Raw genomic sequence first — 20,451 nt, 5'->3', positions numbered from 1 at the left:
CTCCCGATCAGCTCAGTGCTCTGGCCCGATGAACTCAGTGCGCGCGCAGCACGTCCAGCGCGTGTTCCAGGTCGGCCGGGTACTCGCTGGTGATCTCCACCCACCGCCCATCGGCGGGATGGTTGAACCCCAGCTGCCGCGCATGCAGCCACTGCCGTTCCAGCCCGAGCCGCTCGGCCAGCCGCGGATCGGCACCATAGGTCAGATCACCACAGCACGGATGCCGAACCGCCGAGAAATGCACCCGAATCTGGTGCGTCCGACCGGTTTCCAGATGAATGTCGAGCAGCGACGCCGACTGGAACGCCTCGATGGTGTCGTAGTGCGTCACCGACGGCCGCCCGTCCGCCGTCACCGCGAACTTCCAGTCGTTGCCCCGCGCCCGCCCGATCGGCGCGTCGATGGTCCCGCTCGACGGATCCGGATGCCCCTGCACCAGCGCGTGATACTTCTTCTCCACCGTCCGGTACTTGAACGCCCGCTTCAACTGCGTATAGGCGTGCTCCGACTGCGCGACGACCATCACACCGGAGGTCCCCACATCCAGCCGGTGCACGATCCCTTGCCGCTCATGGGCTCCCGAGGTCGAGATCCGGTACCCCATGGCCGCCAGTCCGCCCACCACGGTGGGTCCGGTCCACCCGACACCCGTATGCGCCGCCACCCCAACGGGTTTGTCCACGGCCACGATGTCGTCATCGGCGTAGAGGATCTTCATCCCCTCCACCGGCGTAGCCTCCACCGTGAGTTCCCGCTTGGGCTCCGGGAATTCGACCTCCAGCCAGGACCCGGCGGTCAGCCGATCCGACTTCCCCGCCGCGACCCCGTCCAGCTGTACGGCCCCCTCCTCGGCCATCGAGGCCACGGCCGTGCGCGAGAGCCCGAGCAACCGCGACAGCCCGGCGTCGACACGCATGCCGTCCAGCCCGTCCGGCACCGGCATACTGCGGGTCTCCCTCATGCCGCCTCCCCTTCCGCGCTGGACGCGTGCTCGCGATTCATGCGGCTGCCGTCGGGCTCGAACCCGAACACCGTCAAGGCGACCAGCAGAATGGCCCCGCACACGATCGACGAATCGGCCACATTGAACACCGGCCACCAGCCGATGGCCACGAAGTCCACGACATGCCCCTGCAGCGGTCCCGGCGCGCGAAAGAGCCGATCGACGAGATTGCCGAGCGCCCCGCCCAACACCATGCCCAACCCGATGGCCCAGGGCAGCGACCGCAGCGTGCGCCCGATTCGAATGACACCGATCACGACCGCCGCCGCGACCAGCGTCAGCAGCCAGGTCATGCCGGTGGCCATGGAGAACGCCGCGCCCGGATTGCGAGTCAGCGTCAGCCGCGCCCAGTCGCCGATCAGATAGATCGGCTTCCCCGGCGTCATGGTGGCGACCACGATGGTCTTGGTCAGCAGGTCCAGACCGAGTAGGACAGCCGCGACGATCAGCAAGGTCCGCAGGCGACGGGGTCGCTGCTCGAAAGGCTGATTCTCGGCTGGATCCTCTGCGTCGGTTTCGCGCGGCCGGTCGGTACTCACCCTGACATCATTCCCTATCCCCGGAGAGCAACGCCGAATACCCGTCCCCCTCGTGATCCCAGCTGTTTTTCAGGATCGCACCGTAACCTGTTCGACGTGACGGTGTTGTCTTCATCCCCTGTGCGGACCAGGTCGCACAACACCCGGACGGGGGTTCTGCTGCTGGTACTCGCGATGACCCTGAGCGCATTCGGCGTGGGCTGCAGCGATGTCTCCGAGCGCACGGTCGAATCCGACGGCACCGAGCCGGTGGGCATCAACAAAGAGGTCACCATGCCGATCCAGGCCGTGACCACCACCGTCGTCGATCCCGGCGCGGAACCGCGCTCGCCGCTGCGCCGCACGCTCGCGCCCGGCACCTCGCAGCAGGTGACGCTGAGCACCAACCACCACATCGAGCAGCAGATCAACAATCAGGCGCTGCGCGACATCTCCCCGCCCGCGATCACCATTCCCTTGGTGGCGGCGGCCGGTAACGACGGCGTGGACCTGACCCTCGGCAATGTCACCTCCCCCGATCCGAACCTGGCGAAGGCGCTGCTGCCCGCCGACGGTTCGCAGGTCGGCTTCGACGTGAACGAACTGGGCGCGATCACCGCGCTCAAGCTGGCACCCAAGCCCGCCACCTCCGATACCGCGCGCGCCGCACTGGAACAGTCGTTCTATCAGGCGGTGTACCAGTCCATCGCCTTCCCCGAGGAGCCCGTCGGCGTGGGCGCGGTATGGACCGTGCGGCAACAGGTTTCCGACACCGTGCCGCTGGAGCAGGTGACCACCGCCACCCTCACCGCCCGCGACGGCAACCTGCTCACCATCGAATTGAATGTGACGCAGACGCCGAAATCCACCATCTGGAAGCTGCCCAACGAGGCGGGCCAGCTCGAGATCGTGGACTACCTCATGCACGGCACCGGCCAGGTCACCGTGGATCTGGGTCTGCCGCTGCCGGTTTCCGGCGCGGTCGAGGTGGGCGGCAACCAGACCTACCGCGACCCGCGCAGCGCGGTGACGCTGCGCCAGACCCTGCGCACGGAGGTGCAGTGGGGAGCGTGACGCGGCTGGCGCTGCTGGCCGGTGCGCTGGCGCTGACGGTGACCGCCTGCGGGAACAAGGATTCCGCGCCGCCACTGCCGAGTCTGGGGCCGACGGTGACTCCGAAGACGCCGGGTACGGCGACACCGGCGTTGGATCAGTACACGTTGCGGTCGGATCTGCTGGATGTGTCCCAGCTGCCCGCCGGATTCACGGCGCTGGATGACCCCCCGCCGGGCAACACCGGTGGTGCGGGTGCCAAGACCGATCCGGCACCGTGCGCGAAGGTGTTGGCGGAGATCGGGACTCAAGCCCCGGGTGCCGTCGCGCAGGTCGCGGCGCAGTTCGCGGGTTCGAACTTCGCCTCGGTGGACATCGATGCCGCGTCGTATGCGAATGGTGGAGCGGCACAGGCGTTTTCGACCGCTCAGGGGCTGCTTGCCGGGTGTACCAAGTACTCCGGGAGGGACGCCGACAATACGAACGTGGAGTTCCGGCTGGGCGGGTTGGATCAGCCGCAGGCCGGGGACGGGTCGACGTCGTTCCAGGTGCGGACTACCAGCGAGGGGATGACGCTCTACACGGACGTGACCATCGTGCTGGTCGGCTCGACGGTCGTGCAGATCGCGTACTCCGACTCGAAAGAGCCCGATCCGCAACAGCTCACCGCCATGACGGCGGCACAGGTGCGAAAGCTGCAGGGCGCTGCCGGACCGTAAAGCGTGAAAACAGGTCCGCCCCGCCTCCTTTCGGGGGCGGGGCGAACTGTCTTTACTGCCTACTGCCAGCCAGTGACATTGATCGGACCCGGATTCCACAACCCGGTATGCGTCTCCGTCGTCACGATCGGCTTGGCCGTCTGCGCCGAGTGATCGATCCGATCCAGGATCTGCAACTCGCCCCAATCCTGACGCGGGTCATTGTCGAGGAAGGTCGCCAGAGTGACCGGCCGCAGCAGCATCGAGCTCCAGCCCAGCGCGCCGCCGCCGTCGTGGCTCTGCCACAGGGTGGTCATGGCCGCGCCGCCGCGATCCGGCAGGATGCGGTAGTCGGGCACCTCGGCGATGCCGTCGAGATGGTTGAACGGCCGCTGGCACGGGAACTGCAGACCCACTTCCCAATCCAGCAGCACGGGCTTGTCCTTGCCCACGAAATCCTGCAGCGTCACGGTTTGCGGAATGCGCGGCGGGGTGAGCGCCACCCACTGCTTGGCGTCGCTGTCGCGATCCTCGGCGACCACGCGAATCGCGGTGGCCTGCGCCGGAATCTGGCTCAACGGGACCCGCAGATTGCGCCAGGTCGGCGCGGGACCGATATCGATGGGCAGGACGCGGCCCTGCGGTTGCACCGCACCGTCGGCACCGGGCACGCCGTACTCGATCTCGACCTTCTGGCCGGGGGTCGCGATGCCGTCCTTGTTCACCGAGTAGATCCGTCCGGCCGCCGCCATGGCGATGATGCCGGAGCTGTCGCGCTGCGCGGGCAGGGCGTACCAGCCGGTGGTCAGCGTCGAGACGGCCTCGGTGCTGTTGTAGCTGCCCAGGATCGGGGTGTTCGCGTCGAGGCCGAAGGGCAGTGGCGCGGTGGTGGTTCCGTCGACGGTCGTGCTGGAGCGACCGCTGACCGCGGCGGAGACGTTGCCGCCGGTGTCGGTGTCGTCATCGGCACGGAGGTCGGTCGCCACGCCCTTGGGCGTGAAGCCGACGGCGTCCGCGGTGAACGTGCTCAGCGCGTCGCCGGTGAGCGGCTTCAGCATGCCCTTGTTCGGGTTCTCCTCCACCAGCACGTCATTGGCGAGACCGCACGGCTTGCCCAGCACCGCATCGACATTCGAGCGGGCCAGCGAGTACGCGGGGTACTGCGCGACCGCGCCCTTGGCCAGGGAAGCCACCTCGAACAACACCATGAACGCGGCCGCCACGGTCAGCGGCGGGATGGCGACGAATCGCCAGCCGAGCTTCGAAATCCGGTGCGGGCCAGGCTGTTGCGGCGCCCGCACATGGAACCAACCGGCCAGACCGAGCAGGCCCACGGCGGCGGCGAGCAGGATCTTGTCGACCTCGATCCCGGCCAGCACCGGCGACTTGTCGTTCCAGGAAATCGACCAGTTCGAGACGTACCACCAGCCGTTGATGCTCGCGAAGGAGATCGCGAGCGCGAAGGCCACCACCGCGGCGAACAGCGCGCGGTTGCGCGGCGAGCGCATGACCTTCGGGCCGACCGCCACGGCCGTCAAAACCGCGACGACACCGGCGATTCCGGCGTAGATGCCGTTGTGATGGGTCCACTTGGTGGGCGTCAGCATCATCAGCAGCATGACGCCGACGCCGGTGCCCAGCACGCGGCGGACCGGCCCGGGCGCGGTGAACGGGATCCGGCCGCCCTTGCGCAACAGCACGAACGCGCACACCAGCAGGCCGATCCAGAAGGCGAACATGCCGAAGCGGCGGGCCAGCGAACCGTCGATGGTGGGCATGAAAAGGTACTGGTAGCGAATGTATTCCGCGTCCCAGTGCACGTTCGGCCCGATCAGGTCGTGCACCCGGTTCATCTCGAACATGGAGGACAGCGGCTGGTCGGCGAACATGATCGACAGCGCCACCGCACCGGCCGCGACCAGCGGCACGGCGAGGGTCAGATACGCGCCGAATCGGGTGCGCAGCACCGTGAAACCGCCCGAACCAGCGGGAACGGGCTTGCTCAATGCGCTTGCGCGTCGGTCGAGTATCCGCCACATCGGCCGGATACCGGCGAGCAGCGGTGCGAAGCAAATGATTCCCGACGGACCGACGGTACAGGTGAACGCGCCGATGGCAATCGCGATGCCGTAGGGCAGCAAACGACCGGTCGCGATGGCTCGCTCCACCGAGACCCAGGTGAGCAGCAAGCCCAGCGCCACCAACGGTTCCGGCCGCAAGCCGTTGTTGTACGGCAGCCAGATGGCCAGGAAGCCCAGCGCACCCGTCCACACCGCGACCCGGTCGCGCCGAATCCGCGCGCCCAGCCGGGGAATCACCTCGCGGCTGAGCACCAGCCAGATCACGATGCCCGCCAGCAGTGCGGGCAGCCGCACGAACGCGCTGGCCGAGTAGATCTGCGCCAGGCGGCCGATCAGGTCGTAATACGGTGTGCCGACCGGGTTTTCGGGCACGCCCAGGTAACCGAAGTAGTTGGCCATGTACCCGGCGTGAATCGAGGCCCGACCCATCCCGTACTGGTAGCCGTCGTCGGAGGTGGTCGCGCCGATGAAGTGCCAGAGGATCAGCGTGCCCAGCACGACCGCGTCGACCGGCTTGAAACTCCACCAATGCTGCGGCAGGAAGCGACGATTGCGTCGTCCGTCCAACCGGTCCAGTCGCGAGACCGCGAACAGCGCGATGATCGTGCCGATGATCGCGGTCCAGATGGCGATCTTCTTGATGACGCTCGGCGTGGAGCTGAACCGGCTGTCGACCTGCGCGGTGACCTTGGCCCCGTCCGAGACTGTCAGATCGCTGAAGATGCCGACCATCTGCGGCCGGTAATCACCGTTCAGCGTGACCGGGGCGACCGTGGAGCCCTCGAGCGTCGCGGTGGTGGAGGTGAAGTCCGAGTGGACCGTGAGCACGCACCCGGCGGGCAGCTCGTCGACCGGAACACTCACCAGCGTCTTGTGGTGGGTGATCGCCTCCAGCTTGCCGCCCGATGTGACCCGCGCCACGAACCCGTACCGTTCGAGATCCGGCGCACCGTTCGGCGCGGTCGCGGCCAGCGTGCCGCCGTTCGAACCCAGCTGTGTCACAGCCGAACACGGGATGGTGGCGTCGAAAGCGGCGGGCGCGTAGGACACCAGCGGAGCCTCGATGCTCTGCGTCGAATTGCCCTGCGGCCAAGTCAGAGTCGTGTGATCCACGACGACCGGGAGCAGCGGCACGGCCAGCGCGGAGACGACCGCTATCAATCCGGCGATCAGAGCGAGCGGTCGGGCCCATCCCCCTCGGGTTCGTCTCTCGGGTTCGGCACCAGCACTCCCGGCGGAATCCTGCCCCGCCTTCTCCAACACGTCGGTCACGACCGGAGATCCTAAGCGGAGTTCATAATCGTCCGCTAAGAGAGGACGAACCCGGCATCTCGGATTTCCGATGCCGGGCCCGTCACCTGGGGACTAGCTGCAGGCCGGGGAGGTCTGGTTGGCCAGCGACAGCGCGTTGCAGATCCATTCCTTCTGGACCTTCCACTTGCCGTCCTCGGCCACGAACGGCACGACGGCCTGCTGCGGCTGGCCGCCATTGACCGCGATCTGGGCGTCGGCGGTGATGGTGCCATTGCCGAGATCGGTCACATTGGTGACGGTGATGGTGGCGTTGTTCTGCTTGTAGGCGTCCGCCAGGCGGCTCGGCAGGCTCGGATCGGCCTGGACGCCCTGCATCATGTCCAGCTTCTGCGAGTCCGGCACACTCGGATCCAGCGCCTTCTGCAGCTCGGCGTTCAGATCCGCGGCGGTCGGGGCCGCCGGGTAGCTCGTCTGCGCGGCCGTGGTCTTCGAGGTGGTCGCCTTGGTGGGCTTGCTGTCCTTCTTGTCACCGCTCCCACACGCCGACAGCCCGAGGACGGTCACCACCGCGAGTGCGGCGACCGCGATGCGTCCAGTCTTCTGAAGCTTCAACTGCTCGTCCTTTGCGTTCGAGTAGGTCCGTTCGACAACGAGCGCGACACTACCAACGCGCGGTCGCGGAAGCCCCCTCCGCAAGCGATAACGCGCCATTTTCAGTCCGAATCCTCATAATTGGCGCAAACCTGTCTTAACAGCATCAACGCAGGCTGTCGAGCGGATCGGCCCGGCGTAGGTCGGGATCGTCGGCGGGGAAGGTGCGGGCGGGACCCGGTCCGGTCGAACGGGTTTCGAAGCGGACGGTGACCACGCCGTGGCCCGCGCCCTGCACCCAGCCGTGACCGAATTCCGGGTGTGCGACATCGAGTCCCGGGTACCAGGTTCCGGTGGTGTAGGAGCGAGTCGCGGGCGGCACCACGGGATCCGGACTGTCCGGCAGGGCGAGGGTGGGTTCCTCGGAGACCGCGCCGATCGGGTCCACGGTTTGATCCAGTTCGGGGAACAGGGATTCCTGGCGAATCTCGGACAGTCCCGCGAAACCCACGCCCACCAGGCGAATCGGACCGATCTCGGCGGGATCGAGGGCCGAGCGCTGGGCGGCGGCGGTGAGGGTGGCCAGATCCTCGGTGGCATAGGGCAATGTCGAGGAGCGGGTCACGATGCTCATATCGGTCTTCTTGAGCTTGAGGACGACGGTTCTCGCCGCCCGGCCGTCGTTCGTCAGCCGCCGATGCGCCGCGGCGGCCATGGCCTCGATCGCGGGGCGCAGTTGGGCCAGATTGAGAATGTCGGTCTCATAGGTGGTTTCGGCGCTGATCTGCTTGGCCTCGGCGCGCTCGGCCACCGGCCGGTCGTCGATGCCGCGGGCCAGCCGGTGCAGCGCCACGCCGACGCTGCCGCCCAGAATCGAGGACGCCTCCGACTCCGGCAGCGCGGCCAGCGCGCCCACCGTCTCGATTCCCAGTGAGCGCAAACGACTTTCGGCAACCGGTCCGATGCCCCACAGCTTGCGGACCGGGAGGGCGGAAAGGAATTTGTCCTGCTCGATGGCCGGAATCACCCGTACACCATCGGGTTTGGCCAGGCCGGAGGCGATCTTGGCGAGCTGCTTGCCGCTGCCCGCGCCGACCGAGGCGACCAGACCGGTGCGCTCGCGCACGGCGGTGCGCAGGGCCTCACAGAATTCGAGGACCTGGTCGGGGGTGGCGCCCGCGAGTTCGGCGGGCTCGCCGAACGCCTCGTCGAAGGAGAGGGTTTCCAGCACGGGGATTTTGGCCCGGAGGGCTTCGAACACCTGGCCGCTGAGCTCGCCGTAGACGGCACCGCGCGGGGGAATGACCACCGCCGAGACCCCGACCAGCCGCCGCGCCTGATGCATCGGCATGGCCGAGCGCGCCCCGTACACCCGCGCCTCGTAACTGGCCCCCGCCACCACCCCGCGCCCGCCCATTCCGCCGACCAGGACCGGGCGGCCCCGCAGGGTCGGACGGGTGAGCTGCTCCACCGAAGCGAAGAACGCGTCCATATCTATGTGCAACACCCAGCGCCGCTGGCCGGTAGCTGCGGACCGGCTGGTGATTTGCCGTGCGTCGGCCACCGGTGTGTCCATTCCCACGCCCGGCCCCGGCGACCCCGAAACGTCGCCCCCACCAGGCGTAATGGCCTGACTGTCGAGCGCGGCGGGTGTGTTCACAACGGGAAATTTACGCCCGCCTACCGACAGGTACGAGCCGCGACGTGTGTGATGATCGATGCCATGACCATTCGCAAGGCCGTGATTCCCGCCGCCGGTATCGGTTCGCGGCTGCTGCCGTTGACCAAGGCGATTCCCAAGGAAATGCTCCCCGTCGGCGACAAGCCGGTCATCGAACACACCGTCCGCGAACTGGTGGCCTCCGGCGTCACCGACATCACCATCGTGGTCAGCGGTGGAAAGTCGTTGATCCAGGACCACTTCCGCCCCAATCCCGCGCTGGTCGCCCAGCTGCGCGCCGACGGCAAGGCCGCCTACGCCGATGCCGTCGAGGAGGTCGGCGAGCTCGGCCGCGCCGGGCACATCACCTACCTGGACCAGCACGGCCCCTACGGCAACGGCACGCCCGTGCTCAATGCCGCCCGTCACCTGGGCGATGAGCCGCTGCTGGTGCTGTGGCCCGACGACGTGTTCGTCGCCGAGGTGCCGCGCGCCCAGCAGCTCGTGGACGCCTACGAGAAGACCGGTGCGCCGGTGCTGGCGCTCATGCCCATGGATCCCTCCGAATCGCAGCGCTACGGCGTGCCGGTGGTGGAGGAGACCGTGAGCGAGGGTCTGATGCGGATCAGCGGCCTCAAGGAGAAGCCCAAGCCCGCCGACGCGCCGTCGTCGTTCGCGGCCATCGGCGGCTACGTGGTCACCCCGGGCATCATCAAGGAGCTGCGCAAGCAGGTCGACGACTGGTACACCCACCGCACCGGCGAGGTCTACCTGACCGATGCCATCAATATCTTCGCCGCCTCGAATCCGGTGTACGGGCAGGTGATTCGCGGACGCTGGTACGACACCGGCAACCCGGCCGACTACCTGACCGCCCAATTCGCCTCGGCGCTGGCGCATCCGGAGTACGGGCCGCTGCTGCGGCAACTCGTAGCGGAGTAGAACGCCGAATAGATCACATCGCCGATTTTGTCGAAACCCGAAACATGGGGGCAGGTTTCGGCGATCATCCATCCGGGGTCGGGACACCCGGTGGATCGAAGGTCGGTTTTGCTAGGCGGTTTGGGTACCCGAGCGGCAGCGCTCGCGGCGGCAAGTTGTTCTCTGGTCAGCGCTTTCACCATGGCCCTGCCCGCGGGCACGGCCTCCGGGGCACCGCCCGACCCGATCACCGGCACCGCCACCCTGGCCGCGACCCCGGTCGCCGAGGACGGTTCCAGCATTCGGGCCTTCGAGGTGCACGACGCCCGCAATCTGACGCTGCACGTGTATTCGGCGGCCATGGACACCGACATCACGGTGGAGGTGCAGCGCCCCGCCGATACCTCCCAGCCGCGGCCGGTGCTCTACCTGCTCAATGGCGCTGGCGGCGGCCTGGATACGGCCACCTGGAAGCGAAACACCGACTCCACCCAGTTCTTCGACGACAAGAACGTGAACGTGGTGATGCCCATCGGCGGCGCGTTCACCTACTACACCGATTGGCGCGCACCCGATCCCAAGCTCGGGCAGCCGATGTGGAAGACCTTCCTCACCGAGGAACTGCCGCCGCTGGTCGACGCGGCCCTGGACACCAATGGGATTCACGCCATCGCGGGCATGTCCATGTCCGGGACCTCGGTGTTGCAGCTGGCCATCGCCCGGCCCGGCCTGTACGGGGCGGTCGCCGCGTACAGCGGGTGCGCGCAGATCAGCGATCCGGTCGGCCAGAAGTTCGCCAATCTGGTGATCTCCATCGGCGGCGGCAATCCGGTGAACATGTACGGGCCCATGGATGATCCGGAGTGGGCCGCCAACGACCCCTACGTGCACGCGGACGCGCTGCGCGGCATGGGAATCTACGTCTCCAATGGCTCGGGCCTGCCCGGACGGCACGACAATGTGGCCGATGTGCGCAGCCTCGGGCCCGCGGACGGCGGTCTGCCGCAACAGATCTTGGTGGGCGGGATTCTGGAGGCGGCCAGCGACTGGTGCGCGCGGAATCTCAAGACGCGGTTGCGGGAGTTGCAGATTCCGGCGACCTTCGACATCGCCAAGCCGGGAACGCATTCGTGGGGGTACTGGCAGGACGCGCTGCGGGCGTCGTGGCCGGTGCTGGCCAAGGGGCTGGGCCTCCCCGAAACCGACTGAGCCGCGCGGTTATTCGTCGGCGGAGTTGTAGCGGACCAGGTATTCCGCCAGGCGCTCCACATCCTTGTCGTCCCAGTCCCGGAAGCGTTCGGCGAAGGCGGCGGTGCGACTGCGGGCGGCGGCGCGGGCAATTCGCTTGCCCTCCGGTGTCGCCCGCAGCACAAGGTTGCGGCGGTTGGACGGATCGACGTCCCGCGCCAGGTACCCATCTCGTTCCAGCGCCGCCACCTGTCTGCTGACCGTCGACTTGTCCAGGTGGAAGTGCCCCGCCAGGTCCGCGGCCAGGCAGCCGTCGCGCTCGATCACCAGGTCCAGGATGCTCGAGGCCACCAGCGACAGTTCCGGGTGCAGTTCGGTGGCCCGGCCGCGGGCTCGACGGGCGAAGGCGGTGAGCTCACGCTGTATGACCTCGATCGCATCGGCGCGGGCGGGGAATGCCGGGTGACCATCCATGGTTGTAGACTACAACCTTGCTTGGTTGTATTTACCAACTATTGGAGAAGAACCTCATGGCCTCGCATCAGATCCGGCATGTCGCCACCCACCTGCTCACCCCGCTGCTCATGTGCCTCGGCATGGGACTGGCGTATCTGGGCGCGTTCCATCAGCCCGAGCCCAATCACCTGGCCGTGGCCGTGGTCGGCGACAGCCCGCAGGTGAAGGTGCTGGCGCAGACCATGAAGGACAAGGGCGGGGACGCGCTGGACGTGATCACCGTGCCGAGCCGGGAGGAGGCGGTCGATCAGCTGCGGCACCGGGATCTGGCGGGGGCGTACGTGCCGGATCCGCAGCAGCCGGAAGTGCTGGTCGCCAAGGCCGGATCGGATACGACGGCCATGGCGGTCGAAGCGGTCTTTCATCAGGTGTCCGTCCAGCAGGGTGCCACCCAGCCCACGGTCACCGACGTGACCACGCCCAGCTCCGGCGATCCGACCGCGCAGGGCATCTTCTTCCTGCTGGTCGCGCTGAGCATCGGGTCCTACGGCAGCGTGGCGGCCATCGGCGCGGCGGGCGCGGGACTGTCCATGCGGGTGCGCGCGCTGATCGGACTGGTCACCTCGCTGCTGGTGAGCCTGATCGGACTGGCCTTGGCGGGCCCGGTCTTCCACGTGGTCGACCACGACGCCGCCGCGATCTGGGCCATGTCGTGGCTGTACTCGGCGGGCATCCTGGCCATCGGCATCGGCCTGCACACCTTCCTGAAGCGGTGGACCACCCTGGCCATGATGGTGCTGTTCGTCATGCTGAATTTCACCAGCTCCGGCGGCGTCTACAGCCCGTGGCTGCAGAACGACTTCTTCGGGACGCTACACCACTTCTGGAACGGGGCCGGATTCGTCGAGGGCGCGCGCGGCCTGCTGTACTTCGACAGCGCGGGCCTCGGGAGCCGGATCGCGAGCCTGGTCATCTGGTTCGCGGCGGGCGTGGTACTGATGGCCATTGCGGCCGCGGCCGAAAAGCGCCAGGCCGCAATCGGTTCCGAGCCCCGGCACGCGGCCCCGGTCGAGAAGCCCGAGGCCGCCGAGGAGGAGATGGAAGAGGCCGTCGGCGTCTAGGCCGACCGAATACCCAACTGCGACAAGGCGGTCCGGATGCCCACCCGGACCGTCTCGTTGTCTCCGACTCCCCCGCTGATGGTCACGCCATCGCGGGTCATCAGCAGCATGCGCGCGGCGTCGTCGACATCGGCGTGCCCGGCCGCGCGCAGCCGGTCGGCCATGAGATCCCGGAACCAACCGCGATAGTCGTCGACCACCTGGCGCACGGCGTGGTCGGGCTGCGGAAACTCCACGGCCGCATTGAGGAACGGGCAGCCGCGGAAGCCCGGACCGCGGCTGAGGTCGCCGAGCCGCTCGAAGATGCCGACGATGGATTCGGTCCCCTCGCCCGGGATGGCCTCCAGCGTCTCGCGCTGGCGGGCATACTCGCGGACCAGGTAGGCCACGACCAGGTCTTCCTTGGTCTTGAAGTGCCGGTAGAAGGTGGCCTTCGCGATTCCCGCCTCGGCGATGATGCGGTCGATGCCGACCGTGTGGATGCCCTCGGCATAGAACAGCCGAGTGGCGGTGTCCAGCAGGCGATCCCGGGCTTCGCTCATGGCTCGACCCACTCCTTCCCCGATCGTCTCGCTTTGCAAGCGGGTTTCGCTATTGACGATAGCAGACAGATCTGTCTACCCTGGCTTTCGTCGGAACAGACAAGTCTGTCTAGGGAGATTCGAAATGCCTAAGCTCTTCACCTCGTCCGCCACCTCCGTCGGCCGTGAGGGCCGCTCGGTCAGCTCCGACGGTTACCTCGACCTGAAGCTGGCCCAGCCCAAGGAGGCCGGCGGCAGCGGTGACGGCACCAACCCCGAGCAGCTGTTCGCGGTGGGCTACTCGGCCTGCTTCGCGGGTGCGCTGCAGGTCGTGGCCCGCAATGCCGGTGTCTCGATCGGCGACGCCTCGGTGACCGCCGACGTCAGCCTGAACAAGGACGAGGAGACCGGCTTCGGCATCTCCGTCGTGCTGCGCGTCGAGCTGCCCGAGGAACTGCAGAACGAGAAGGGCCGCGAGCTCGTCGAGGCCGCGCACCAGGTGTGCCCGTACTCCAAGGCCACCCGGGGCAACATCCCGGTCGAACTCGTTGTCGAGTAGGACGATTCAGTAGAACCGGCGGATGGTGTATATGTCGAACTGGCTCAGCGGAGTCAGGCCGACGGGCACACCCAAGCCGTACGCGTTCAAGATATTGCCGCCTCCCGCGTAGATGCCTACGTGGGAGGCGTCGTCGTTGAGGACCACCACATCGCCGGGTTGCAGTGCGCCGAAAGGCACTTCGAGCCCGGCGTCGGCCTGCTGCCAGGTGGTGCGCGGCATATCGATGCCGACGCTGCGAAAGGCCCACTGCACCAGCCCCGAACAGTCCCACTCGTCGGGGCCGGTGCCACCCCAGCGGTAGGGCTTGCCGGTCTGGGTGGTGGCCAGACTCAGGGCGACCATGGCGCGCGGGCTGGCCAGGGGAATCTGCGCCGAACCGCTCGCGCTGCCGGAGGCCGAGCCGGACGCACTGCCCGAGGCCGAACCCGACGCCGATCCGGAATCCGCATGGGCCGCACCCACCGACAATGCGCCCGCCACCGCCAGTGCCGCCATTGTCGTGACGACGTTCCGAACCCTGCCGAGCTGCCGTCGAGCCATGTGCGCGTCCCTTCATCGGCGATACCGCGGGAACTGCTTCAGCCAAAGATCAATAGCTAGCTGATAGCCGTTGTATCGCACGTGCCACACGCGTCACAAGGGAACCGGGGCTGGCGTGTCCCGAGACCCGGATCACCGAATACCGGGAACGCCCGGTCACACGGCGGTGAGATCCCGCTCGCGGGTCTCGGGCAGGGCCAGGATGCACAGCAGCGACAGCAGCGCCATCGCGCTCAGGAACCAGCCGACGGCACCGGAACCATGACTTTCCTGGATCTGCGCGACCAGCAGCGGCGCAATACCGCCGCCGAACACCCCGCCGAGGTTGTAGGCGATGCCCGCGCCGGTGTAGCGGACATCGGTGCTGAAAAGCTCCGGCAGGAACGCGCCGAGCGGTCCGTAGACCATGCCCATGCAGAGCAGCGCACCAGATAGCGCGGCGGTAACCAGAACCAGGTTCTTGGTATCGAGCAGCGGGAACATGACCAGACTGAACACCACGCCGAAGCCCGCGCCGCCGAGCATGAGCACGCGGCGGCCACGGCGGTCGGACTGCCGCGCCACCAGGAAGGTGCTCGCGCCCATGACCACCACCGCGATGAGGGTGATGCCCAGCATGGTGTTGCGCGGGATGTGCAGCGTCTTGGTCGTGTAGGTCAGGCAGTAGGTGGATGCCGTATAGAACATCACGTAGGCGACGATGATGCTGCCCGCGCCCAGCAGCAACTCCCTGGGATAGCGGCGCAGGACCGCCGCCAGCGGCGCGCTGTGCGTCCGCCGGTCGATCTCCAAGGCCGCGAAGGCCGGAGTCTCGGCCACCCGCAACCGGATTCGCAGGCCGATCACCACCAGCACCGAGGACAGCAGGAACGGAATACGCCAGCCCCAGGCCTGGAACGAAGCATCCGGCAGCCAGGCCGACAGCAGCCAGAACAGCGCGGTAGCCGCGAAATACCCGACGGGCGCGCCCATCTGGGCCGCCGACGCGAACAGGCCGCGTTTGCCCGGCGGTGCGTGCTCGGCGGAAAGCAGTGCCGCGCCGCCCCATTCGCCGCCCAGGCCGATGCCCTGCAGGATGCGCAACACCACCAGCAACAGCGGAGCCGCGACGCCGATCGTCGAATAGCTCGGCAGCAGGCCGACCGCGGCCGTGGACAGGCCCGTCAACAGCAGCGATACCACCAGCGTGGCCTTGCGCCCGATGCGATCTCCGAAGTGCCCGAAGACGATCGCGCTCACCGGGCGCACGACGAAACCGACGGCGAAGGTCGCCAGCGCGGCCAGCGTGCCCGCGAACGAGGACAGCGTGGGAAAGAACAACTTGTTGAGCACCAGCGCGGCGGCGGTGCCGTAGATGTAGTAGTCGTAGTACTCGATCGCGGTTCCGACAAAGCTGGCCGCCGCGATGCGGCCCTTCGAATTCACCTGTGCCGCAGCGCCACCCGCGGCAATCGTCCGGCTGTCCATCTACTCCCCATCTCCACGCGAGCGAGCGCTCATCGTACGGTCGTGCCGGAGTGAGGCAAACAAAATGCGCCTCCCCAGTTACTGGGGAGGCGCACTCCGGGTTCGCCAAGCGTCAGCGGTGCAGCCGCACGGTCAGCCGGTGGTTGGCCTTGGTCAGCATCGGGATCAGCAGGTAGGCGGTGGTCGGCACCACGACCGCGGTGAGGACCAGGGTGCGAGCCATCAGCGGCAGGCCCGTCATCAGCGGGCCCAGCAAAGCCAGCGCCAGGGTGATGGTCGGGTACACGGCCAGCCAGGTGATGATCGCCCGCCGGTGCACCGACGGAACCGTCAGCGGAGCGGGAACATTCGCGGCCGGAGCGGTGACGGTGGTGGCGTTGGTGGTGATGAGAGTGGTCATTGTTCGCTCCTAGCGACCGAGTTCCCGATTTCCTTCGGCGAGACGGTCCGTCTCGTCTCATGAAGTAAATTAGGCCGCCGTCCGACGCTTGTCAAGACGAGACGTACCGTCTCGTTCGGGGGTAAGCTGGACCCATGCCCCAGCCCCCCAAGCCCGAACTCCGCAATCCCAAGTCCCATCAGGCGATCCTGGACGCGACCTTCGAACTCGCGGTGAGCAAGGGCTACGGCAAACTCACCATCGAGGCCATCGCCGCCAAGGCGGGCGTGGGCAAGCAGACCATCTACCGCTGGTGGCCCTCCAAGGGCGCGATCGCCCTCGAGGCCATCAACGACCAAATCGGTTCCGCCACGGACTTTCCCGATACCGGCGATATCGCCGCCGACCTGAAGACCCAGATCACCGGACTGTCGCGGATGCTCGCCGGCGATGTCGGGTGCGTCTACCGAGGCGTCATCGCCGAGGCCCAGCATGATCCGAAACTCCTGCAGACCGTCCGCGAGACCTTCACCGAGCCCCGCGCGCGCAACGCGGCGCGCCGCCTCGAAACCGCCATGCGCGCCGGTCAGATTCGCGACGACCTCCCCATCCTGACCATGACCAATATGCTCTACGGCCCGGTCTACCTGAGATTCCTGCTCGGCCAGGGCGACCTCCTGGACGTCGCGAGCCTGGTCGACCCCATCCTCGACGGCCTGCGCCCGCGCCCCTGAATCACCGCTCGTCACGCAGCCGGTGCAGGTGCGGCGCCTCACCCCCAGCGGCGCGGTCCCGCAACCGCTCGTAATCGGCGAGCGAGATGATGACCGCGACATCGCTGCCGCCGTCAGCGACAATCGCTTCCTCGCCGGTCTTCGCCACCCCGCGCACGATCGCTCCCAGTCGTGCCCGCAGCTCACGCAATTCGTATGTGTTCATGCGGTGCATTCGGAGCCGATGCCGCCTCGGCCCGGTGTGAAACGCGTCGGGCAGGACCGATTACGGCCCTGCCCGACGTGTTCGAGGCGACTACGCCTTGGTGATGGAGACCTTCACGCCGCCGACGATCTCGGGGGCGTCGGCCGGTGTCGCGCCGAAATCCAGGCTGGTGGCGAGGATTTCGCCCGCGATGAGGTCGCGGTGGGTTTCGGCCCAGGGCAGGCGGTCGGCCGGGACGTCGAGGATCACGGTGATGCGGTCGGAGACGTCCAGGCCCAGGGACTTTCGGGTCTCCTGGAGGTCGCGGATGAGGTCGCGGGCCCAGCCCTCGGCCTCGAGTTCCTCGGTGACGAGCGAGTTCAGCACCACCAGACCGGCATTGCCGGGCAGGGCGGCGGTGGAGTCGGGCTCGGCGGCGACCAGGCGCTGGGTGTATTCCTCGGGGAGCAGGGCGATTCCGGCGGCGGAGACGGTGCCGTCGGCGGCCTCGGTCCACTCCCCGGCCTTGACGGCCTTGATGACCGTCTGGACGTCCTTGCCGATGCGCGGACCCGCGGCGCGGGCGTTGACCACGAGTTCGAAGCGGCCGTGGGCGGCCACGTCGGTGGTCAGGTCCACGCGCTTGACGTTCACCTCGTCGGCGATCAGGTCGACGAAGGGACGCAGGCGCTCGGCGTCGGCGGCGGCCACGGTGACCTCCGAGAGCGGCAGGCGCACCCGGAGATTCTGGGCCTTGCGCAGGCTCAGCACCGTGGAGCAGACCGTGCGGACCTCGTCCATGGCCGACACCAGCTCGGCGTCGTGCGGCAGCTCGTCCGCCTTCGGCCAATCGGTCAGGTGCACCGAACGCTCGCCGGTGAGACCGCGGTAGATCACCTCGGTCAGCAGCGGCAGCAGCGGCGCGGCCAGCCGCGTGGTCACCTCGAGCACCGTGTGCAGGGTGTCGATGGCGTCGCGGTTCTCTTCCCAGAAGCGCGAACGCGACCGGCGCACATACCAATTGGTCAGGGCGTCGGCGAAGGTGCGCAGCTCGTCGCAGGCGGTGGCGATGTCGTAGACCTCGAGCGCGTCGGTCATGACGTCGCGCGTCTGCGCGAGCTTGGCCAGGATGTACCGGTCCAGCACGTTCTTCGAGTCGGTGCGCCAGGTGCCGGGGGCCGAGGCGTACAGCTGCAGGAAGGTCCACGCGTTCCACAGCGGACGCAGCGCCTGGCTCACGCCCTCGCGGATGCCGCGCTCGGTGACGATCAGGTTGCCGCCGCGCAGCACCGGGGAGGCCATGAGGAACCAGCGCATGGCGTCGGAGCCGTCGCGGTCGAAGACCTCGTTGACGTCGGGGTAGTTGCCCTTGGACTTGGACATCTTGAGGCCGTCGTCGCCGAGCACGATGCCGTGCGCCACAACGGACTTGAACGCCGGGCGGTCGAACAGCGCGGTCGAGAGCACGTGCAGGTTGTAGAACCAGCCGCGGGTCTGGCCGTTGTACTCGACGATGAAATCGCCGGGGCTGTGGGCGGGTTCGTCCGCGGTGCCCTCGAACCATTCCTTGTTCTCGAACGGGTAGTGCACCTGCGCGTACGGCATGGACCCGGACTCGAACCAGCAGTCGAGCACCTCGGGGGTGCGCCGCATCATCGACTTCCCGGTCGGGTCATCGGGATTCGGGCGCACCAGCTCGTCGATGCCGGGCCGGTGCAGATCCTCCGGGCGGACGCCGAAGTCCTGCTCGATCTGATCGAGCGAGCCGTACACGTCCACGCGCGGGTAGGCCGGGTCGTCGGAGATCCACACCGGGATGGGCGCGCCCCAGTACCGGTTGCGGCTGATGTTCCAGTCGCGCGCGTTCTCCAGCCACTTGCCGAATTGGCCGTCGCGGATGTGCTCGGGGACCCAGGTGATCTCCTTGTTCAGCTCGACCATGCGGTCGCGGAACTTGGTGACCGCCACGAACCAGGACGGCACCGCCATGTAGATCAGCGGCTGGCCCGAACGCCACGAGTGCGGGTAGGAGTGCTCGATGGTCTCGTGCCGCAACAGCTTTCCGGCGGCCTTGAGGTCCTTGATGATGACCGGGTTGGCGTCGAAGACCATGAGGCCCTCGTACGGCGGCACCATCGAGGTGAACTTGCCGCCCGCGTCGAGGGGCTGCACGATCTCGATCCCGTTGGCGGAGGCGACATCCATGTCCTCCTCACCGAAGGCGGGCGCGAGATGCACGATGCCGGTGCCGGAGTCGGTGGTCACGTAGTCGGCGTTGAGCACGCGGTGGGCACGGGGGTGGCCCAGGAAGAAGTCGAAGGGCGGCAGGTAGTCCAGGCCCTCGAGCGCCGCGCCCGAATGCTCGGACAGCACCGTGGGCTCCTCGCCCAGCTCTCGGGTGTAGTGCGAGAGCCGTTCGGCGGCAAGCACGTACCGCTTACCGTCCTTGCCCTCGACGTGCACGTAGGTCAGGTCCGGGTGCACGGCGATCGCCAGGTTGGACGGCAGGGTCCAGGGCGTGGTGGTCCAGATGAGCGCGTTCGCGCCGTCGAGCTGGTGCAGCGGGTGATCGGCCGCCACCCGCAGCACCATGTCCACGGTGACCGCCGGATCCTGGCGCATGCGGTAGGAGTCGTCGAGGCGCGCTTCCTGATTCGACAGCGGCGTCTGCTCATACCAGCTGTAGGGCAGCACCCGGAAGCCCTGATAGATCAGCCCCTTGTCGTACAACGACTTGAACGCCCACATGACCGATTCCATGAAGTCGAGGTCGAGGGTTTTGTAGTCGTTGTCGAAGTCGACCCAGCGCGCCTGACGCGTCACATAGTTACGCCACTCGTTGGTGTAGCGAAGCACCGAGGATTTGCACGCGGCATTGAATTCCGCGAGACCCATGGCATCGATCTGTGATTTGTCCGTGATACCGAGCTGCTTCTCGGCTTCGATTTCCGCGGGGAGGCCGTGAGTATCCCAACCGAATCGTCGTTCCACCTTCTTCCCGCGCATGGTTTGGAATCGCGGGATCAAATCCTTGACGTATCCGGTGAGCAGATGGCCGTAGTGCGGCAACCCATTGGCGAAGGGCGGACCGTCGTAGAAGACGAATTCCTCTGCATCGGAACGGTTCTCGATGCTGGCGCGGAAGGTGTCGTCGGCGGCCCAGTAGTCGAGGACCCGCTGCTCCAGCTCAGGGAAGGACACCTGGCCGGTCGTGCGGCTCAGGTCCACGCGGGGGTACGCGCTTCGCGTCTCCGATGTCTCCGCGCTTCGGGTGGTCGTCTCGTCCGCCATGGCGGCCTCTCAGTCTCCTCGTGCCAACACCGTGGGCACGGGGACGATGGTGACGCTCGGTGCGTCACAACCGCGGTACCACCCCGCTTGCCCGGTCGTTCGGAGCGAAAACCCTTGTGCGACCAAGCCTCTCGTTGCGAGCTGTGACGGGCTCACCCGTTCGGTTCTAATAAGCGAGCTGTGTCGATGCCGCTGAACGCAGGCTCGCCGTTCTTCCGAAGGCTCCCCG

19 protein-coding genes are annotated in these 20,451 nt (G+C 67.5%); 7 read left to right on the top strand and 12 right to left on the bottom strand.

The features are described 5' to 3' along the window. Nucleotides 1-34 precede the first annotated feature (34 nt). Both VMT65_RS35955 and lspA read right to left on the bottom strand, forming a co-directional pair. Nucleotides 35-961 carry an RluA family pseudouridine synthase gene (locus VMT65_RS35955; RefSeq protein ID WP_326313146.1) on the bottom strand — a complete coding sequence of 309 codons (927 nt, stop codon included), beginning with the start codon at nt 959-961 and terminating at the stop codon, nt 35-37. Further along, the gene (gene lspA / locus VMT65_RS35950; protein ID WP_326313145.1) at nt 958-1,542 is read right to left on the bottom strand and encodes a signal peptidase II; all 585 of its coding nucleotides are present in this window, start codon (nt 1,540-1,542) and stop codon (nt 958-960) included. Before lspA ends, VMT65_RS35955 begins: the two co-directional genes overlap by 4 nt. 174 nt (nt 1,543-1,716) lie before the next feature. Here lspA and VMT65_RS35945 point away from each other — a divergent pair, with 174 nt between their 5' ends. Continuing rightward, nucleotides 1,717-2,595, top strand: a complete 879-nt coding sequence (locus VMT65_RS35945; RefSeq protein ID WP_326313144.1) for a hypothetical protein — start codon at nt 1,717-1,719, stop codon at nt 2,593-2,595. Beyond that, on the top strand, nt 2,583-3,293 hold the full coding sequence (locus tag VMT65_RS35940; RefSeq protein ID WP_326313143.1) for a hypothetical protein: 711 nt from the start codon (nt 2,583-2,585) through the stop codon (nt 3,291-3,293). Before VMT65_RS35945 ends, VMT65_RS35940 begins: the two co-directional genes overlap by 13 nt. A 59-nt stretch (nt 3,294-3,352) precedes the next feature. On the opposite strand, the gene VMT65_RS35935 is transcribed toward VMT65_RS35940, so the two are convergent. From VMT65_RS35935 to VMT65_RS35925, 3 genes are all read right to left on the bottom strand, one after another. Then, nucleotides 3,353-6,625 carry an arabinosyltransferase domain-containing protein gene (locus VMT65_RS35935; protein ID WP_326313142.1) on the bottom strand — a complete coding sequence of 1,091 codons (3,273 nt, stop codon included), beginning with the start codon at nt 6,623-6,625 and terminating at the stop codon, nt 3,353-3,355. A 93-nt stretch (nt 6,626-6,718) separates the two neighbouring features. Further along, nucleotides 6,719-7,219: a hypothetical protein gene (locus VMT65_RS35930; RefSeq protein WP_326313141.1), complete on the bottom strand. Its 501-nt coding sequence runs from the start codon at nt 7,217-7,219 to the stop codon at nt 6,719-6,721. 145 nt (nt 7,220-7,364) lie between these two features. After that, entirely contained in the window at nt 7,365-8,690 is a 1,326-nt protein-coding gene (locus VMT65_RS35925) for a DNA polymerase IV (protein ID WP_442790386.1), read from the bottom strand. A gap of 231 nt (nt 8,691-8,921) precedes the next feature. On the opposite strand from VMT65_RS35925, the gene VMT65_RS35920 reads away from it, so the two are divergent. Both VMT65_RS35920 and VMT65_RS35915 read left to right on the top strand, forming a co-directional pair. Further along, a complete protein-coding gene (locus VMT65_RS35920; RefSeq protein WP_326313140.1) occupies nt 8,922-9,800 on the top strand; it encodes a UTP--glucose-1-phosphate uridylyltransferase in 879 nt (292 codons plus the stop codon). A gap of 180 nt (nt 9,801-9,980) precedes the next feature. After that, on the top strand, nt 9,981-10,988 hold the full coding sequence (locus tag VMT65_RS35915) for an alpha/beta hydrolase (protein ID WP_326313139.1): 1,008 nt from the start codon (nt 9,981-9,983) through the stop codon (nt 10,986-10,988). 9 nt (nt 10,989-10,997) lie between these two features. On the opposite strand, the gene VMT65_RS35910 is transcribed toward VMT65_RS35915, so the two are convergent. Next, nucleotides 10,998-11,441 (bottom strand): MarR family winged helix-turn-helix transcriptional regulator, encoded by a 444-nt coding sequence (locus VMT65_RS35910; RefSeq protein ID WP_326313138.1) that lies wholly within the window; start codon nt 11,439-11,441, stop codon nt 10,998-11,000. A gap of 56 nt (nt 11,442-11,497) precedes the next feature. Between VMT65_RS35910 and VMT65_RS35905 the strand changes: the two genes are divergently transcribed. Next, nucleotides 11,498-12,544, top strand: a complete 1,047-nt coding sequence (locus VMT65_RS35905) for a hypothetical protein (protein ID WP_326313137.1) — start codon at nt 11,498-11,500, stop codon at nt 12,542-12,544. Here VMT65_RS35905 and VMT65_RS35900 read toward each other — a convergent pair. Next, nucleotides 12,541-13,086: a TetR/AcrR family transcriptional regulator gene (locus VMT65_RS35900; RefSeq protein WP_326313136.1), complete on the bottom strand. Its 546-nt coding sequence runs from the start codon at nt 13,084-13,086 to the stop codon at nt 12,541-12,543. The genes VMT65_RS35905 and VMT65_RS35900 overlap by 4 nt on opposite strands. 124 nt (nt 13,087-13,210) lie before the next feature. Here VMT65_RS35900 and VMT65_RS35895 point away from each other — a divergent pair, with 124 nt between their 5' ends. After that, nucleotides 13,211-13,624 (top strand): organic hydroperoxide resistance protein, encoded by a 414-nt coding sequence (locus VMT65_RS35895; RefSeq protein ID WP_326313135.1) that lies wholly within the window; start codon nt 13,211-13,213, stop codon nt 13,622-13,624. Between the two features lie 6 nt (nt 13,625-13,630). On the opposite strand, the gene VMT65_RS35890 is transcribed toward VMT65_RS35895, so the two are convergent. From VMT65_RS35890 to VMT65_RS35880, 3 genes are all read right to left on the bottom strand, one after another. Continuing rightward, nucleotides 13,631-14,167 carry an NlpC/P60 family protein gene (locus VMT65_RS35890; RefSeq protein WP_442790381.1) on the bottom strand — a complete coding sequence of 179 codons (537 nt, stop codon included), beginning with the start codon at nt 14,165-14,167 and terminating at the stop codon, nt 13,631-13,633. 156 nt (nt 14,168-14,323) lie between these two features. Further along, nucleotides 14,324-15,634 carry an MFS transporter gene (locus VMT65_RS35885; RefSeq protein WP_326313134.1) on the bottom strand — a complete coding sequence of 437 codons (1,311 nt, stop codon included), beginning with the start codon at nt 15,632-15,634 and terminating at the stop codon, nt 14,324-14,326. Nucleotides 15,635-15,746: 112 nt separating this feature from the next. Then, entirely contained in the window at nt 15,747-16,034 is a 288-nt protein-coding gene (locus tag VMT65_RS35880; RefSeq protein ID WP_326313133.1) for a hypothetical protein, read from the bottom strand. Nucleotides 16,035-16,168: 134 nt separating this feature from the next. Between VMT65_RS35880 and VMT65_RS35875 the strand changes: the two genes are divergently transcribed. Then, a complete protein-coding gene (locus tag VMT65_RS35875; protein ID WP_326313132.1) occupies nt 16,169-16,747 on the top strand; it encodes a TetR/AcrR family transcriptional regulator in 579 nt (192 codons plus the stop codon). A 1-nt stretch (nt 16,748) separates the two neighbouring features. Here VMT65_RS35875 and VMT65_RS35870 read toward each other — a convergent pair whose 3' ends face one another. Both VMT65_RS35870 and ileS read right to left on the bottom strand, forming a co-directional pair. Continuing rightward, the gene (locus VMT65_RS35870) at nt 16,749-16,952 is read right to left on the bottom strand and encodes a type II toxin-antitoxin system Phd/YefM family antitoxin (protein ID WP_326313131.1); all 204 of its coding nucleotides are present in this window, start codon (nt 16,950-16,952) and stop codon (nt 16,749-16,751) included. Between the two features lie 90 nt (nt 16,953-17,042). Next, nucleotides 17,043-20,222, bottom strand: coding sequence for an isoleucine--tRNA ligase (gene ileS / locus VMT65_RS35865; protein WP_326313130.1), 3,180 nt, complete (start codon nt 20,220-20,222; stop codon nt 17,043-17,045). Between the last annotated feature and the right edge of the window lie 229 nt (nt 20,223-20,451).

The sequence above is a fragment of the Nocardia sp. CDC153 genome (assembly GCF_035818515.1).
In the GTDB taxonomy this organism is placed as follows: domain Bacteria; phylum Actinomycetota; class Actinomycetes; order Mycobacteriales; family Mycobacteriaceae; genus Nocardia.
This window is presented reverse-complemented; position numbering and strand designations above follow the sequence as displayed.